Below are 15,076 nucleotides of genomic sequence, written 5' to 3'. Positions count from 1 at the left end.
CCGGTACGTGACCCCGCACCAAGGGCGTGCCCGGCGGGTACGCGCGCTGACCCCCGGGGCGGTCCCGAGCGGCCGCCCCGGACGTCCGGTCGCGCGGACTTGACAATGCGCCGTTGTGAGTGTGTACTCACATACATGAGTGCGACCGAAGCGCCCAGATCCACCGCGGACGCCCGCCGGGCAGCCATCCTCAGGGCGGCGCTGCCCGCGTTCGCCCGTGCCGGCTACCACGCCACGCCCGTGGCGGAGGTCGCCGACGCCGCCGGCATCTCCCAGGCCTACGTGTTCCGACTGTTCCGCAGCAAGCTCGGTCTGTTCACTGCGGCCCTCGAACGCTGCTTCGAGCTCATCGACCGGGCGCTGCGCGAGGGCGCGCAGACGGCCGCCGGTGCGCCGCGCCCCAGGTGCTGGAGGCCATGGGCGACTCCTACGCCGACCTCATCGCCGACCGCGACCTGCTCATGCTCCAGGTCCACGCCCAGAGCGCGAGCGAGGTCCCCGAGATCCGGGAGGCGATGCGCGGCGGGTACGCCCGGATCGTGACCCTCGCCCACGAGCTGTCCGGGGGCACGCGCGACCAGGTGCAGTACTTCATGGCGATGGGCCTGCTGTGCCACCTGATCACCGCTCTGGACCTGGACTCCCTCGACACACCCTGGGCGCGCACCCTGACCACGGGCATGCGCCACGTTCCCAGCACGCCGAGGAGGTGAGAAACGTGAACGAGACCATGATGCGCTGGATCGCGCTGGTTCCCCTGGCCGGCCTGGCCGTCGCCATGTTCGTCGCCTGGAGCTGACCGCGTCCACGACGTGGCTTGCCTTCGGGCGTCCTTTTGGCTCCATCAAGTGAGTGACCGCTCACAAACTATCGAGAAGGAGATCCCTCATGACCGCGACCCGACGCTCGGCCGAGAAGGCCGCCTGGTGGTCCGTCCTCAGCGTCCTGACCCTGTCCGTCGTCGTGATGCTCGGCCTCTGGAACTGACCGCGACACCGGTGCGCGGCACGTCCTGGGGACGGGACCGGACCGCGCCCCGGGCGAGGCGGTGTTCGTGCCCGCCGAGGGCGCGACCGCGGAGGACGACGGCTACCTGCTGACCATCGTGAGCGACCTGCGCAGGCGGCTCTCCGAACTGGTCGTGCTGGACGCCCGGGACCCGACCGGGGAGCCCGTGGCGACCGTGGAGCTGCCGCACCACGTGCCCCTGGGCGTCCACGGGTCGTGGATCCCCGACCAGGACCTGGCGGAGTGAACACCGTGACCGCCCACCACCCGCTCACCGCACACGAGGAGACGACCGCCATGACCGAGAACACCCGCCGCGACGCACTGGAGGTGGTCCTGCCCGGACCCGTGCGCCCGAGGAGCTCACCGTCCGACGCCGTGCGCTGGACCCGCTCCGCCCGGGTGAGGCGCTGGTCCGGATGGAGGCCACCGGGGTGTCCTTCGCCGAACAGCAGATGCGGCGCGGCAAGTACTTCGACCAACCGCCGTTCCCGTTCGTGCCCGGCTACGACCTCGTGGGCACTGTGGAGGCGACCGGCCCGGGCACGGACACGACCCTGGTCGGACGGCGTGTCGCCGCGCTCACCAAGACCGGGGCCTGGGCGGAGCGGGTGGCGCTTCCCGCCGCCGACCTCGTCCCGGTACCCGACGGGGTCGACCCGGCCACGGCCGAGGCGGCGCTGGTCAACGGGCTCACCGCCCACCGCATGCTGCACCGGGTCGCCCGGGTGCGGCGGGGCGACACGATCGTGGTGCTCGGCGCCAACGGCGGGGTCGGTTCCCTGCTCGCCCAGATGGCCCGGCACGCGGGGATCACCGTCATCGGCACGGCCTCGGCCCGCCACATGGACGCGGTCCGCGCGCTGGGGGCGATCCCCGTCGACCGCCGGGCGCCCGACATGTACGCCACGATCCGCGGGCTGGCCCCGAACGGGGCGGCGGCGGTCTTCGACCACGTGGGCGGACCCGGCATCGCCGACTCCTTCCGGCTCCTGGCCCCGGGCGGGAGGCTGGTGTCGTACGGCACCGCGGCCACCCGCGACCTGCCGGGGAACCCGCGCACGCCCGTGCTGGTCCTGGCCGCCCGGCTCCTGCTGTGGAACGCGCTGCCCAACCGCAGACGGGCCCACTTCTTCAACCTGTGGCAGGGGTACCGGTCCCGCGACCGGTACCGGCGCGGCCTGGCCGAGGACCTGGGCACGGTGTTCGACCTCCTGCGCACGGGGGTGATCGCGCCGCCGATCGCCGCGCGGGTCGCGCTGAGCGAGTCGGGCCGGGCACTGGCCCTGGCCGAGTCCGGGACCGTGGTCGGCAAGGTGGTCATCGTGCCCGACGCCGACTGACGGCGGGGGCGCGTCCGGGCGCGGTCACAGCGCCTGGGCGCGCTCCCTCAGGAGCCGGACCGTCTCGGCGGCGGCTCCGTGCGGGAGTGCGTGCGGGCCGGATCGGTCGCCGGGGCCTTCGCCTGTGCCAGCGCCGGCACGCACACCGGGTTCCTCGACGCGACCGCCCTCGAACGCCTGTCCCGGGCGGACACCGGTTCGACCGTGCCCTAGGGTGGGCCGCTGGGAGGGCATTGAACGACATGAGACTCGAACACCGCGGGGGGACGCGCGTCCCGGGAGAGGCGGCCGACGCGTGCTGAGACTGCGGGGTCGGGAGTACGGTCCGGACTCGACGCTGGTCATGGCGATCGTGAACCGGACCCGGGACTCCTTCTACGACAACGGCGCCACCTGGGACGACGCGCCCGCGTTCGAGCGCGTGCGCGCGGCCGTGGCCGAGGGCGCCGACATCGTCGACATCGGCGGGGTCAAGGCCGGGCCCGGCGACGAGGTCGACGCCGGGGAGGAGAGGCGCCGCACGGTGGACTTCGTGGCCGCCGTCCGCGCCGAGTTCCCCGACCTGGTCATCAGCGTCGACACCTGGCGCGCCTCGGTGGGCCGCGCCGTCTGCGAGGCCGGGGCCGACCTGCTCAACGACGCCTGGGGCGGCTACGACCCGGAGCTGGCTGAGGTCGCCGCCGAGTTCGGCGTGGGCCTGGTGTGCACCCACACCGGCGGACTCACCCCCCGGACCGGCCCCCTGCGCCCCGCCTACGACGACGTCGTGCGCGCCGCGGTCGAGGAGACCGTGGCGCTCGCCGAGCGCGCCGTGTCGCTGGGCGTGGACCCGCGGTCGGTGCTGATCGACCCGGCGCACGACTTCAACAAGAACACCTGGCACTCGTTGGAGCTCACGCGCAGGCTCGACGAGATGACCGCCACGGGGTGGCCGGTGCTGGTCGCGCTCTCCAACAAGGACTTCGTCGGCGAGACCCTCGACCTTCCGGTGGGGGAGCGGCTGGTCGGCACCCTCGCCGCCACCGCCGTGTGCGCCTGGCACGGGGCCCGGGTCTACCGGGTCCACGAGGTCGCCCCGACCCGGCAGGTGCTCGACATGGTCTGCGCTGTCCGGGGCGTGCGGCCTCCGGCCCGGACGGTGCGGGGGCTGGCGTGAGGAGGAGCGCGTGATCGTCGTGACCGCGGTGTGCCCGCACCCGCCGCTGCTGCTGAGGGAACTCACGGGCGCCCAGGACCCCGCGGCCGAGCTGCGCGGGGTGTGCGAGTCGGCGGTGGCCGCACTGCTGGCCACCCCGCGGCTGGACGCCGTCGTCGTCGTGGGCGGCGCCGACGCCTCCCGCGACCGGGTGACGGGTCGGGTCCCGGTCCGCGTCTACGGCGGCGGCCGGGCGTTCGCCGAGGGGGGCGCCGAGTCCGCCGAGGACATCGAGGACACCGAACTCCTGCCGCTGAGCCTGGGCGTCGCACGGCGCCTGCTCGACGCGGTCGCGCCCGCGTCCCCGTCGAGACGGCCACCGTCGCCTGGGACGCCGCGCCGGAGGAGGTCGACCGCGTCGCCCGCGCGGTCGCCGGGCGGGCCGAGCGCGTCGGCCTGCTGGTCATGGGCGACGGTGGCGCCCGCTGGGGGGTGTACGCCCCCGGGCACCTGGACACCGCCCCGGTCGACGTCGACGAGGTCGTGCGCCGGGCCCTGGCCGACGGCGACACCGGCGCGCTCACGGACCTGGACGTGGACCAGGCCGCCGCGCAGCGGGTCTCCGGGCGCGCCGCGCTCCAGGTGATGGCCTCGGCCGCGGCGCTCAACGGCGCAGGCGTCGGGTCGGAGCTGCTGTACGCCGACGCCCCCTTCGGCGTCACCTACTTCGTGGCGGTGTGGTCGTGCGCCTCCTTCTGAACGACGTCGCCCCCGGCGTGGCCGAACCCGGCGACACACTGGGCCCCGACGAACTGGACCGGCTCTACGCCTACCCCGACGTGACCGGCGCCCGTGGGTGCGGGCGAACATGGTGGCGACCCTCGACGGCGCCGCCGCGGGCAACGACGGCCGCACCGGCTCCATCAACACCGACGCGACCTCGTCGTCTACACGCTCCTGCGCGACCTGGCCGACGTGATCCTGGTCGGGGCGGGGACCGCCCGGTCCGAGGGATACCGGCGCACCCCCGCCCGTTCGGCGGGTTTCCGGGAGCGGGCCGCCGCCGAGGGACGGCCGGTCTGCCCGGTGACGGCCGTGGTCAGCGGAGCGGCGCAGGTGCCGCCGCTGCTCGCCGCCGACGAACCGGACCACGGTGACGCCCTCCTGGTCACGTGCGCGGGAGCGGGGACGGACGCGCTCGACCGGGCGCGCCGCGTTCTGGGCCCCGACCGGGTGGTCGTGGTCGGCGGCGACACCGTGGACCTGCCCGCCGCCGTCGACGCGCTGCACGCCCGCGGCCTGTCGCGGATCCTGTGCGAGGGCGGCCCCCGCCTGCTCAGGGACGTGGCCGCGGCCGACACGCTCGACGAACTGTGCCTGACCGTGGTCCCGCTCCTGTCGGCGGGCGTGCAACAGCGCGTGACCTCGGGGGCCGGTGTGGACCGGACGCTGGTGCCCCGGCTGGTGGTCGAGCGCGACGGCACCCTGCTGCACCGGTGGATGCGCCCCTAGGACGTGTGCCGTGGATGCCGCCCGTCGCGCTGCGCGGTACGCGTCCGCGGCGCACGCCCCACAGCGGGCTCTCACCCCTCGTGGCGCGCGGCCCGAGCCTCGGCGAGCGCCAAAATCCGCTCCTGGCGGTCCACCACGGCGGGACGTTCGGGGAGCGCGACGGCCTGGGCGGCCCGCCGCCGCCCCTGGCGCGTGGCCAGGGCGACGGCCGCCGAGGGCCGCATGCCCACGGCCGCTCCCTCGTCGGCGAGCGCGCGCCGTACCCGGCGTCGGTAGGAGTGCCGCACCACGGCGTACACGGCCATGGTGCAGCCGAAGATGAGCGCGACCCTCACCAGCACGGCGGCCAGTCCGTGGCCGAACAGCGGTGCGTCGAGCAGCCAGTGCTGGGCGATGGCGAGCAGCACGAGCAGCGCCGCCCCGACCGCGCGCCGCCGGTCGGGGCGCCAACCGGCGACGGCCAGTAGCCCTACGGCGGTACCGGCCACGGCCGACATCGCCCAGTGCGACCCCAGACCCGTGAGGCCGACGCGCACCACGGCCGATGTCGCGACCGACAGGGCCGGGGCGGTGGCGCCGGTCTGGGTGATGGCCTGGAACCCGTAGACGACGTTCTCCGTGACCTCGAACCCGAGCCCGACGAGGGCGCCGAGCACGAAGCCGTCCACGGGGCCGCGCAGCGCGTGCGGGAGGATGACCGCGACCAGGACGATCCCCGCGAGCTTGAGCAGCTCCTCGTTGACCGGCGCGGTCAGCGCCGCACCCCAGACGCCCGTCGCCTCCAGGCCCAGGACGTTGTTCCAGATGCCGCTGAGACCTCCGTTGGCGACGATGCCCGTTCCCGTGGCGGCGGTCAGCCCCCACACGGTGGCGACCGCGCTGGCGGTCGTGTCGGGCGGGCGCACCGGGCGGATCCGGCGCAGGATCCAGAACCCGAACGCGCACGTGGCCACCGCGAAGGCCAGGGCGAGCGCCGACGCCCACGGGAAGACCAGGACGCGCACCCAGAGCTGGAGCACCAGGACGGCGAGGCCCGCCAGGCAGGCCAGCGCGAACACGGCGGCGCCCACCAGCGCGGGCAGCCGGGCTCCGGGCGGGCGCCGACCGGGGAACGCGTGGGTGTGGGCCGTGTGCCCGGCGGGGCGCGGTCGGCCGAGCCCGGCCGCCGCCTCGCGGTGGTCGCGCGGCGCGCGGTTCATGCGGACCCCTTCTCCGTGAACGTTACCGAGCGCAGGACGTCCGCGACCGCGGCCAGGTCCGAAGAGGTGGCGTCCGGCCCGGCCAGAACCATCTCCACGGCGAACACTCCGTCGGGCGAGGGGTAGACGGCGGCCGCCCCCTCCTCGGCGCCGTGCAGGGAACCCGTCAGCCCCGGTGTCCCGTCGTCGGCGGCCACGGGTTCGGGGTCGCCCAGGTGGGCGGCGGGGTCGTCGGTGCGCACGATCCGGCCCAGCCCGTGCCAGAGATCGGCGGCGCTGGGCCGCGTCTCCTCCAAGGGGACGACGGAGCGGACGGTCAGTTCGACCGGGCCCCGGGTGAACAGGTACGTCCGGTCGGCCGCGCTGGCGTCGGGGTGCAGCGCCCACCCGCCCCGGTCGAAGGTCAGCGCCGCCTCGTACCCGCCTTCGGCGCTGATCCGCCTCGTCTGACCTGCGCGGACGTCCTCGGTACCGGGAAGGATCGCGTTCAGCAGCGGCCAGACGGTGACCAGCAGGACGATCACCGCCGTGGCCGCGCCCAACGGGACCCAGGCTCCGCGCGCAGGCCGTGACGGCGCCGCGCCGGGTTTCCGCTCGTCCGTGTCCGCCATGGCGCCCCCTCCGCGTCCGCCGTCCCGTGCCACTCCAGCGAAACATTCGGGTGTGCGCGAGAAGCGGAGGAAATGGGGACTTGTTGCACGTTTGCCCGGATTTCACCTGTCCGGGGGCGGGTCAGACGGTCGGGATCTGTCCACCGTCGACGCGGACTGTCGACCCGGTGACGTAGGCGGCCCGCTCGCTGGCCAGGAAGGCGGCCACCGCGCCGTACTCCTGCGGGTCGCCGTAGCGCCCGACCGGGATCGCGGAGCGAGCGTCCGCCTCGACCCGCGCGACGGTCAGCCCCTCGCGCTCGGCCCGGGCCCGGTCGAGGGCCTCGGTGCGCGCGGTGGACACCCTCCCCGGCACGATGACGTTGGCCGTCACCCCGAACGGCGCGACCTCGCGCGCCACGGTCTTGGACCAGGCGTGCAACGACGAGCGCAGGGTGTTGGAGACGCCGAGGCCCGGGATCGGCGCGATCGCCCCCGACGACGTGCTCGTGATGATTCGGCCCCAGCGGCGTTCGCGCATGCCGCCCACCACGCGTCGGTCAGCTCGATGACCGGCAGGACCATCGCCGCGTACTGGTCCCGCCACAGTCGCGCGTCCTGTCCGAGGGCGGGGGTGGGCGGGGGACCGCCGGTGTTGTTGACCAGGATGTCGACCGGGCCCAGCTCCTCGGCGGCCCGCGCGGCGATCTCACCGGCCCGGCCGTGCTCGGACAGGTCCCAGATCAGCCCGGTGGCCCGGACGCCGTGTGCGGCGCAGGCCGCGACCGTGCCGTCCAGCCGCTCCCGGTCGCGGCCGGTGACGGCCACGTCGACGCCCTCGGCGGCCAGGGCGACGGCCATGGCGCGGCCCAGCCCGGAACTGGCGGCGGTCACCAGCGCGACCTTGCCCGCGATCCCCAGATCCATCTCGTCCTCCCGACGCCCGATCGTGTTCACCGCATCCTGTCAGGCACGGCGACGCGGCCCGCGCGCCGGGTCCCCGCCTGGCGCCCAGCGGGAGCGGGCGACGGCGACCGGCGGGTTGGCGCGGGAGCACTCGGGCTCCACGGCGGAGCGCGGCCCCGCGCGCGGTGGCGACGACCTCCTCCACCGCGAACTCGACCGACCGCTGGGCCCCGTGCGAGTCGTCCGCCTCGGGCAGACCGCCGCGGCGCTGGACCGCCCGCTCTCCCCGGTGGTAGGTGGGCATCGCGACGTCCCTGCGCGGCGGGCGCGGCGCCGGGCGCCGCGCGTGCGCGAACTGTCGAGCGTCGAGAAGAATCCGCAGGTCGGAGCTGCGGGCATCGGGGCCTCGGCGTCCTCGACCCCGGTGGGGGCGGAGATCTCCAGGCGGATGCCGTCGGGGTCGTGGAAGAACGCGCCGCCGGAGGAGACGCCCTCGCCGTGCGGGACCACGCCGTCGTGGGCGAACTCCACGGCCGCGTCCAGGAGCCGCGCCTCGTTGGCACGGACGTCGTCGACCGACTCCACCTGGAAGCCGGAGGAAGTGACTTCGAGGGTTATCAGCGGAGGATGCAAACCCCCCAAAAAGATTCTCACTGGTTATACAGCTTCCTGGTACGATCCGGGCGGTCCCGCGCACGCGGACCGACGACCCACGGAGCGGAGGGACGATGGCCCCGACGGCCAGCAGGCGAAGGCCGCTCGTCGGCGAACCGGTCGCCATGGACCTGCTCAACACGCGCTGGGTGGAGGGCGCGACCCTCCACGACCTGCTCGACGGTGTGCGGGGACTGCGCCAGTGGCTCGGCGAGGCTGGCCTGGACGCGCGGTTCGACGCCGCCCCGGCCACGCTGGAGCGGGCGCTGCTCGCCCGCGACGCGCTGGGCGTCCTGGTGGACGCGCCCGCCGACGCCGGGGCCACCGCGCGGCTCAACGAGGTCCTCGACCACGGCGCCGTGCGCAGGGCGCTGCGCGGGGGCACGCCGACGGTCACCGTTCGGTTCGACGATCCGTCCTGGGGCCCCGCCTGGATCGCGGCCACCGACTACCTCGACCTGCTCGCCTCGCCGGACCGCGTCCGCGGATGCGCCAACCCCGCCTGCGTCCTGCACTTCTTCGACACGTCCAGGAACGGAACGCGCCGTTGGTGCTCCATGGCCGGGTGCGGCAACCGGGCCAAGGCCGCGCGGCACCACGCCCGTACCCGGGCAGCGGAGAGCTCCTGACCCGCCCTCAGACTCGGGGCGGGCCGCGGTCGGCCGGAGGGGGATCGTCGTCCTCGCGCCCGGTCCACCGGTCCGGTTCCGCGGGCTCCTCCCATCCGGTCGGGTGTCGCCGACCGTCCGGTCCCTCGTCCCAGTGGTCCGGAGAGCGCACGTCGCGCCACGCGCGTGCCTCTTCGAGGCTCGGGGCCGCGACCACGGGAAGGATCAGCGCGATCGGGCGGCCAGCGCCACCAGCACGCCGGTCAGCCATCCGAGTGCCGGACACTCCAGGGTCCCGCCCCCCGCTCGGGAGACGGACCCCTCGTGCGCCCGGTCTCCTCCGGGGCGGACTCCGATCGTGTTTCCGGGCCGTGCGCCGCGGGTAGACGGCCTACGTCCCCGGCATGACGTCCAGGGAGGAGGGCGGACCATGGACACACGCCCCCGGGACACGGCCCCGCGCTATCCCGACCCGATGCCGCCGGATCCGTTCCCACCGACGCCCGTGCCGACGCCCCCGCCCGCCCCGGAACCGCCGAGGCCGCCCGGCCCGGTCCCCGACCCGCCGGAGCCCGAGCCCGAGCCGGAACCGGCCTGAGCCCCCGGCTCTTGCCAGGAGCGGCGCGCGCCGAGGGCTCCCCGTACGCCCCGTCTCGGACCGGAGCACGTCCACCCGTGGACGTGGCGTCGTCCACGGAGTCCTCGCACGCGCGGATCAGGCGGAGGCCCGCGTCAGCCGCGCCGACTCCTCCTCGGTCAGCTCCAGACCCACGACCGGGAGCAGGTCCTCCATTTGGGCCAGGTCGCGGGCGCTCGCGATCGCGGACGTCACGCCCGGACGGTCGGCCAGCCACGCCAGGGCGACGGCCGCCGGGGCCACGCCGCGCTCGGCCGCGACCGCGTCCAGGACCGCCAGCACGCGCTCGCCGCGCGGGCCGTCGAGGTAGGCGCGGGCGCGGTCCGCGCGCGGGCTGTCCACGTCGGGACCTCCCTGGCGGTACTTGCCGGTGAGGAAGCCCTTGGCCAGGCCGAAGTACGGCAGCAGGGCCAGGCCGTGCTCGCGCGCGAGGGGGACCAGGTCCGCCTCGATGCCGCGTTCCACGAGGTTGTAGTGCGGCTGCACGCACACCGGGGCGTGCAGGCCGTGGTCCGCGCAGACCTCCAGCCACTCCCGGATCCGTCGGGGCTGTGGTTGGACAGTCCGATGTGCCGGATGACTCCCTCGTCGACCAGGGACGAGAAGGCCTCCGCGCTCTCGGCCAGCGGGGTGGCGGGGTCGTCGAAGTGCGCGTAGTACAGGTCGATGGTCTCCACGCCCAGCCGCTTGAGGGAGGTGTGGGCCGCCGCGCGGACGTTGGCGCCGGACAGGCCGCGGAACTCGGGGTGCTGGCTGACCTTGGTCGCGATGACCAGGTCGTCGCGGCGTCCGCGCGCGTCCAGCCAAGCGCCGATGACGGTCTCCGATTCGCCGCCCCGGTGTCCCTCGGCCCAGGCGGAGTAGGAGTCAGCGGTGTCGACGATGTTCCCTCCGGCCGCCGTGTAGGCGTCCAGGACGCGGAACGAGTCCGTCTCGTCGGAGGTCCACCCGAAGACGTTGCCGCCCAGGCAGAGCCGGGAGACCCGCAGGTCGGAGCGGCCGAGCGGCCGAAGTCTGGTGTCGTGCATGCTCACTGTTCTCGCTGGGGGGTGTGAAGACGTCATCGGTCGAATGTACAGAAGCGTGCATGCTCCGCCTCTCACCGGATGGTGCCCCGCCGAGTGGTGTGACTCTTGCGTCCCCGCCCCAACGGATGCGCGTCGACGGCGTCCTCCAGTCCGACGCGTCGCCGCCTCCAGCGGTGCGTTACCCCGGCCAGCGGGGCCGAGGCCGCGCGGGCCGGAAGTCGCGGTCGGTGCCGCGGTGGCCGCAGGGGTGGGCCCCTCATCGGGTCGTCCTCGTGTGGGACATCCCACCTTCCGTGTCGGGTGGAACGTAATTTCCTACCAAAACGGTGGGATAGCCTCGTTCCAGGCACGCCCACAGGTGTCCGGGCAGCACGGGCGGCCGGACTCCCGCCGACCCCGGATCCCTCCCCGATCCGCCACCCCATGATCACGAAGGAGCGCACCATGCGCATGACCCCGACCGTCATCGCCACCGCCGTCACCCTGGCGCTCTCCGCCTGCGGCGCCCCCAGCGAGCAGGCCGCCAGCGAGGCCGCCGAGGACGGGGCGCTCCGGATCGGTGTCAGCCCCGTGCCGCACGGCGACATCCTCTCCTTCGTCGACGAGAACCTGGCCGAGGAGGCCGGTCTGGACCTGCGGATCGAGGAGATCTCCGACTACAACACCCCCAACGCCGCCCTGGCCGAGGGCGAGCTGGACGCCAACTACTTCCAGCACCGCGCCTTCCTCGCCGAGTGGCGGGAGAACGGCCCCGACGCGGAGTTCGCCTACGTCACCGACGTGCACATCGAGCGGCTCGGTCTGTACTCGCAGGACGTCGAGTCCGTCGACGACCTGCCCGAGGGCGCCGAGATCGCGGTCCCCAACGATCCGGCCAACCTCAACCGCGCCCTGCGCATCCTCCAAGCCGAGGGGCTGGTGACCGTCGACCCGGAGGCCGGCGAGACGGCCACCGAGAACGACATCGCCGACAACCCCCGGGACCTCGTCGTCACCCCGCTGGAGGCCGCCCAGCTCCCGCGTTCGATCGCCGACGTGGACGCCGCGGTCGTCAACGGCAACTACGCGATCGGGGCCGGGCTGACCGAGGACGCCAACATCCTGGCCTGGGAGCCCGAGGGTGGGGACTACGTCGAGACCTACGCCAACGGACTGGTGACCCTGGCGGAGAACGCCGAGGACGAGCGGATCCTCCAGCTGGTCGAGCTCCTGCACGACGAGCGCGTCCTGGCGTACGTGCAGAGCACCTGGGAGGGCGTCGTCCTCCCGGTCGACGCCGACGGCGCGGTCGTGGAGGCCGCGGCCCCGGCCGCCGAGTAACGACCACGGGCGCCCCGCGCCCCACCGTGCCCCCGCGAGGGCGGCGGAGCTCCCCGGCTCCGCCGCCCTCGTCCCGTGTTCTGGGACCATCTCTGGTGTGATGCAGATCACTGTGAGGCGGTCGGTGGGCTCGGCGCGCGGGCGAGGTCGCGCGGCGCGTGGCCCACACTCGGGGTGTCGTCCTCGCCAACCTGCCTGACCTGCGATTTTCTTCGGGGGTGGGGTTGTGCGTGCGAGCTGTCCCGTGCCGTTCGGGCTGGTTGTGACCATCGCGGCCTCTCGGGGCCGGGTTCCACAAAACCTACTTATTAAGTAGAGTTTTATGAGACCTCGACAGCGGCCGGAAAGGGGCCCACATGCGACCGCCCTCGCGCCTGACGGGAGCGCTCGCCGCCTGCGTGGCCATGGCCGCCACCGGCTGCGGCGCGCTCGCGGAGGACGACGGGCCCTCCCTGACACTGGGCTACTTCCCCAACATCACCCACGCCCCGGCCCTGGTCGGGGTGGAGCGGGGAACCCTCGGCGACGCCCTCGGCGAGGGCGTCGCCTTCGACACGCGGGTCTTCAACGCGGGCCCGGACGCGATCAACGCCGTGTTCTCCGGGGAGGTCGACGCCGCCTTCGTCGGCCCCAACCCCGCCGTGAACGGCTGGGCCCAGTCCGAGGGGCAGGCGCTGCACGTCATCGCCGGAGCGGCCTCCGGCGGCGCGGGCCTGGTCACCCGAGAGGACATCGAGGACGTCGACGATCTGCGCGGCGCCACCGTCGCCAGCCCGCAACTCGGCAACACCCAGGACGTGGCGCTGCGTTCGTTCGCGGCCGACCAGGGCTGGGACGTGGACACCGCCGGAGGCGGCGACCTGTCCATCCTCCCTCAGGCGCCCGCGGAGATCGTGGACGCCTTCGACCTCGGCGAGATCGACGGCGCCTGGCTGCCCGAGCCCCACCTGAGCCGCCTGCTCACCCGCGACGACGCCCACCTGCTCGTCGACGAGGCCGACACCTGGACCGAGACCGGCGGCGCCTTCGTCACCGCCCACCTGGTGGTCAGCGCCGAGTTCCTCGACCGCGAACCGGACCTGGTCGAGGACCTCCTGCGCGGCCACCTGGCGACCGTCGACTGGATCAACGCCCACCCCGACGAGGCCCGGCGGTCGGCCAACGACCACCTGGAGGCGATCACCGGCTCCCGGCTGCCGGACGAGATCGCCTCCGCGGCCTTCGACCGGATCACCTTCACCGTCGACCCCGTCGCCCCGTCGCTGTTCACCGGAGCCGAGCGCGCCGAGGCCGCCGGCCTGCTCGAACCCGTCGACCTGACCGGAATCTACGCCCTGGACCCGCTCGACGCCATCCTCGCCGAGGACGGACGCGACCCGGTCTCCGGGCTGGAAGGCTGATGAGGCCCATGACCACCATCACCGACACCCCGACGCGCGTCAGCGCCGTGGAGGTCGACACGATCTCCAAGGTCTTCGGGACGGGCACGGGCGCCGTGACCGCCATCGACGGCATGTCCGTCTCCGTCGGCCAGCACGAGTTCCTGTCCATCGTGGGCGCCTCCGGATGCGGCAAGAGCACCCTGCTCTCCCTGGTGGCCGGGCTGGACCGCCCGACCACCGGGAGCGTGGTCACGGCGGGCCACCGGGTGGCGATGATGTTCCAGGAGGCCGCGCTGTTCCCGTGGCTGACCGTGGGCGCCAACATCGAGGTCCCCATGAAGGTCAACGGAGTGCCCCGCGCCGAGCGCCGCGCGCGCGTCGCCGAACTCCTGGAGCTGGTCCGGCTCACCGGCTTCGCGCGCAGGCGCCCCCACGAACTCTCGGGCGGCATGCGCCAGCGCGTGGCCATGGCCCGCGCTCTGGCCCAGGACGCGACGTCCTGCTCATGGACGAACCGTTCGGCGCCCTGGACGCCATGACCCGGGACATCCTCCACGACGAACTGGAGCGGATCTGGCAGGAGCGGCGGCTCACCGTCCTGTTCGTCACGCACACGTCCGGGAGGCGGTGCGCCTGGGCGACCGGGTCGTCCTGCTCTCCAGCCGCCCCGGCCGGGTGATCGACGAGTTCCCGGTGGAGGGCGAGCGGCCCCGCAGGATCGACTCGGCGCTGATCGCCGGGCAGGCCGCGGTCATCACCGACCGACTCCGCCAGGAGGTCTCGCGCCATGCCTGACAGCGACACCCGGGACCGCCAGGTCCAGGGCCTCGACGCGCTCGAACTCCAGCCGGAGCGCGGCGCGCGCGGCGCGGGCGAGGCGGCCCGGCGGATCTGGTCGTCCGCCTGGCCCAAGCTCGCCGCCGTGGCCGTGGTGCTCGTCGCCTGGCAGGCGGTCGTGTGGTCGGGATGGCGGTCGGAGTGGGTCTTCCCCGGCCCGGACCGGGTGCTGCCCGTGCTGTTCGCGGAGGTCGCCACCGCGGAGTTCTGGGAGGCCGTGGCCGTCACCATGCGGCGCGCCCTGACGGGCTTCGCCCTGGCGCTGATGGTCGGCGTCGTCGTCGGCCTGGCGGTGGCACAGGTACGCGCGCTGCGGGTGGCGATCGGGTCGCTGATCACCGGCCTCCAGACGATGCCGTCCATCGTGTGGTTCCCGTTCGCGATGCTGCTGTACGGCATCAGCGAGTCGGCGATCATGTTCGTGATCGTCCTCGGCGCCGCACCGTCCATCGCGGGCGGACTGGTCTCGGGGATCGACTACGTGTCGCCGTCGCTGCTGCGGGCCGGACAGGCCATGGGGCTGCACGGGGTCCAGCGGTACCGGCTGCTCATCGTGCCCGCGGCGCTGCCGATGTTCGTGGGCGGACTCAAGCAGGGCTGGGCGTTCGCCTGGCGCTCGCTCATGGCCGGTGAGCTGCTCGTCATCATCAACCAGCAGAACTCCATCGGCTGGGCTCTGAGTCAGGCCCGCCAGCTCAACGACGCCGAGCGTCTGCTGAGCTACGTCGTCATCGTGCTGGTCGTCGGCATCCTCATCGATGTGTTCTTCACCTGGGCGGACCGTTCGCTGCGGGGCCGCTGGGGACTGGCCTCGGCCTGAGCGGGCCGCCCGCGCCACCGCACACGGTCGCCGCCGCGAGCCGTGGGCGCGGCGGCGACCGTCGCCGGTGTCCCGTTGTCCGGGCTTGCGGTCACCG

14 protein-coding genes and 5 pseudogenes are annotated in these 15,076 nt (G+C 74.1%); 13 read left to right on the top strand and 6 right to left on the bottom strand.

Annotated features, from left to right (window positions below; translation table 11 throughout):
- Window positions 1-105 precede the first annotated feature (105 nt).
- From BJF83_RS28890 to BJF83_RS10125, 8 genes and pseudogenes are all read left to right on the top strand, one after another.
- Window positions 106-267 (top strand): annotated as a pseudogene (locus tag BJF83_RS28890) (TetR family transcriptional regulator); the annotation flags it as partial.
- A 149-nt stretch (window positions 268-416) separates the two neighbouring features.
- Window positions 417-713, top strand: a complete 297-nt coding sequence (locus BJF83_RS28885; RefSeq protein WP_262391453.1) for a hypothetical protein — start codon at window positions 417-419, stop codon at window positions 711-713.
- A 284-nt stretch (window positions 714-997) separates the two neighbouring features.
- Window positions 998-1,255: pseudogene (locus tag BJF83_RS10145) on the top strand (carotenoid oxygenase family protein); the annotation flags it as partial.
- A 172-nt stretch (window positions 1,256-1,427) separates the two neighbouring features.
- Window positions 1,428-2,351: a medium chain dehydrogenase/reductase family protein gene (locus tag BJF83_RS10140; protein ID WP_262391450.1), complete on the top strand. Its 924-nt coding sequence runs from the start codon at window positions 1,428-1,430 to the stop codon at window positions 2,349-2,351.
- Between the two features lie 78 nt (window positions 2,352-2,429).
- A complete protein-coding gene (locus BJF83_RS26685; protein WP_262391449.1) occupies window positions 2,430-2,564 on the top strand; it encodes a hypothetical protein in 135 nt (44 codons plus the stop codon).
- Window positions 2,565-2,646: 82 nt separating this feature from the next.
- Entirely contained in the window at window positions 2,647-3,507 is an 861-nt protein-coding gene (gene folP, locus BJF83_RS10135; protein WP_075926081.1) for a dihydropteroate synthase, read from the top strand.
- A 10-nt stretch (window positions 3,508-3,517) separates the two neighbouring features.
- Window positions 3,518-4,132 carry a hypothetical protein gene (locus BJF83_RS10130; protein ID WP_262391448.1) on the top strand — a complete coding sequence of 205 codons (615 nt, stop codon included), beginning with the start codon at window positions 3,518-3,520 and terminating at the stop codon, window positions 4,130-4,132.
- Between the two features lie 329 nt (window positions 4,133-4,461).
- Entirely contained in the window at window positions 4,462-4,998 is a 537-nt protein-coding gene (locus BJF83_RS10125; protein ID WP_316042242.1) for a dihydrofolate reductase family protein, read from the top strand.
- 71 nt (window positions 4,999-5,069) lie between these two features.
- On the opposite strand, the gene BJF83_RS10120 is transcribed toward BJF83_RS10125, so the two are convergent.
- From BJF83_RS10120 to BJF83_RS28880, 4 genes and pseudogenes are all read right to left on the bottom strand, one after another.
- On the bottom strand, window positions 5,070-6,197 hold the full coding sequence (locus BJF83_RS10120; RefSeq protein ID WP_075926080.1) for a PrsW family intramembrane metalloprotease: 1,128 nt from the start codon (window positions 6,195-6,197) through the stop codon (window positions 5,070-5,072).
- Window positions 6,194-6,808 carry a hypothetical protein gene (locus BJF83_RS10115; protein ID WP_075926079.1) on the bottom strand — a complete coding sequence of 205 codons (615 nt, stop codon included), beginning with the start codon at window positions 6,806-6,808 and terminating at the stop codon, window positions 6,194-6,196. Before BJF83_RS10115 ends, BJF83_RS10120 begins: the two co-directional genes overlap by 4 nt.
- A gap of 121 nt (window positions 6,809-6,929) precedes the next feature.
- Window positions 6,930-7,714: pseudogene (locus tag BJF83_RS10110) on the bottom strand (SDR family oxidoreductase).
- A 39-nt stretch (window positions 7,715-7,753) separates the two neighbouring features.
- Window positions 7,754-8,278 carry a VOC family protein gene (locus tag BJF83_RS28880; protein ID WP_262391447.1) on the bottom strand — a complete coding sequence of 175 codons (525 nt, stop codon included), beginning with the start codon at window positions 8,276-8,278 and terminating at the stop codon, window positions 7,754-7,756.
- 143 nt (window positions 8,279-8,421) lie between these two features.
- Here BJF83_RS28880 and BJF83_RS10100 point away from each other — a divergent pair, with 143 nt between their 5' ends.
- Window positions 8,422-8,976 carry a CGNR zinc finger domain-containing protein gene (locus BJF83_RS10100; protein WP_075926078.1) on the top strand — a complete coding sequence of 185 codons (555 nt, stop codon included), beginning with the start codon at window positions 8,422-8,424 and terminating at the stop codon, window positions 8,974-8,976.
- A gap of 7 nt (window positions 8,977-8,983) precedes the next feature.
- Here the strand turns inward: BJF83_RS10100 and BJF83_RS27435 are convergent, their stop codons facing one another.
- On the bottom strand, window positions 8,984-9,226 hold the full coding sequence (locus tag BJF83_RS27435) for a hypothetical protein (RefSeq protein WP_158070351.1): 243 nt from the start codon (window positions 9,224-9,226) through the stop codon (window positions 8,984-8,986).
- Window positions 9,227-9,670: 444 nt separating this feature from the next.
- Window positions 9,671-10,620 (bottom strand): annotated as a pseudogene (locus BJF83_RS10090) (aldo/keto reductase).
- A gap of 444 nt (window positions 10,621-11,064) precedes the next feature.
- Between BJF83_RS10090 and BJF83_RS10085 the strand changes: the two are divergent.
- The 4 genes and pseudogenes from BJF83_RS10085 (at window position 11,065) to BJF83_RS10070 (ending at window position 14,979) form a co-directional block, all read left to right on the top strand.
- Window positions 11,065-11,940 carry a MetQ/NlpA family ABC transporter substrate-binding protein gene (locus BJF83_RS10085; protein WP_075926076.1) on the top strand — a complete coding sequence of 292 codons (876 nt, stop codon included), beginning with the start codon at window positions 11,065-11,067 and terminating at the stop codon, window positions 11,938-11,940.
- A gap of 356 nt (window positions 11,941-12,296) precedes the next feature.
- Complete coding sequence (locus BJF83_RS10080) at window positions 12,297-13,340, top strand: ABC transporter substrate-binding protein (RefSeq protein ID WP_075926075.1); 1,044 nt, start codon at window positions 12,297-12,299, stop codon at window positions 13,338-13,340.
- A gap of 8 nt (window positions 13,341-13,348) precedes the next feature.
- Window positions 13,349-14,117: pseudogene (locus BJF83_RS10075) on the top strand (ABC transporter ATP-binding protein).
- Window positions 14,110-14,979, top strand: a complete 870-nt coding sequence (locus BJF83_RS10070; RefSeq protein ID WP_075926074.1) for an ABC transporter permease — start codon at window positions 14,110-14,112, stop codon at window positions 14,977-14,979. The pseudogene BJF83_RS10075 and the gene BJF83_RS10070 overlap by 8 nt, the downstream one beginning before the upstream one ends.
- Window positions 14,980-15,076: the final 97 nt, after the last annotated feature.

It is taken from the genome of Nocardiopsis sp. CNR-923, from assembly GCF_001942255.1.
Classification (GTDB): domain Bacteria; phylum Actinomycetota; class Actinomycetes; order Streptosporangiales; family Streptosporangiaceae; genus Nocardiopsis.
Note: the sequence above shows the minus strand (reverse complement) of the source record. Positions and strands in the feature narration are given on the sequence as shown.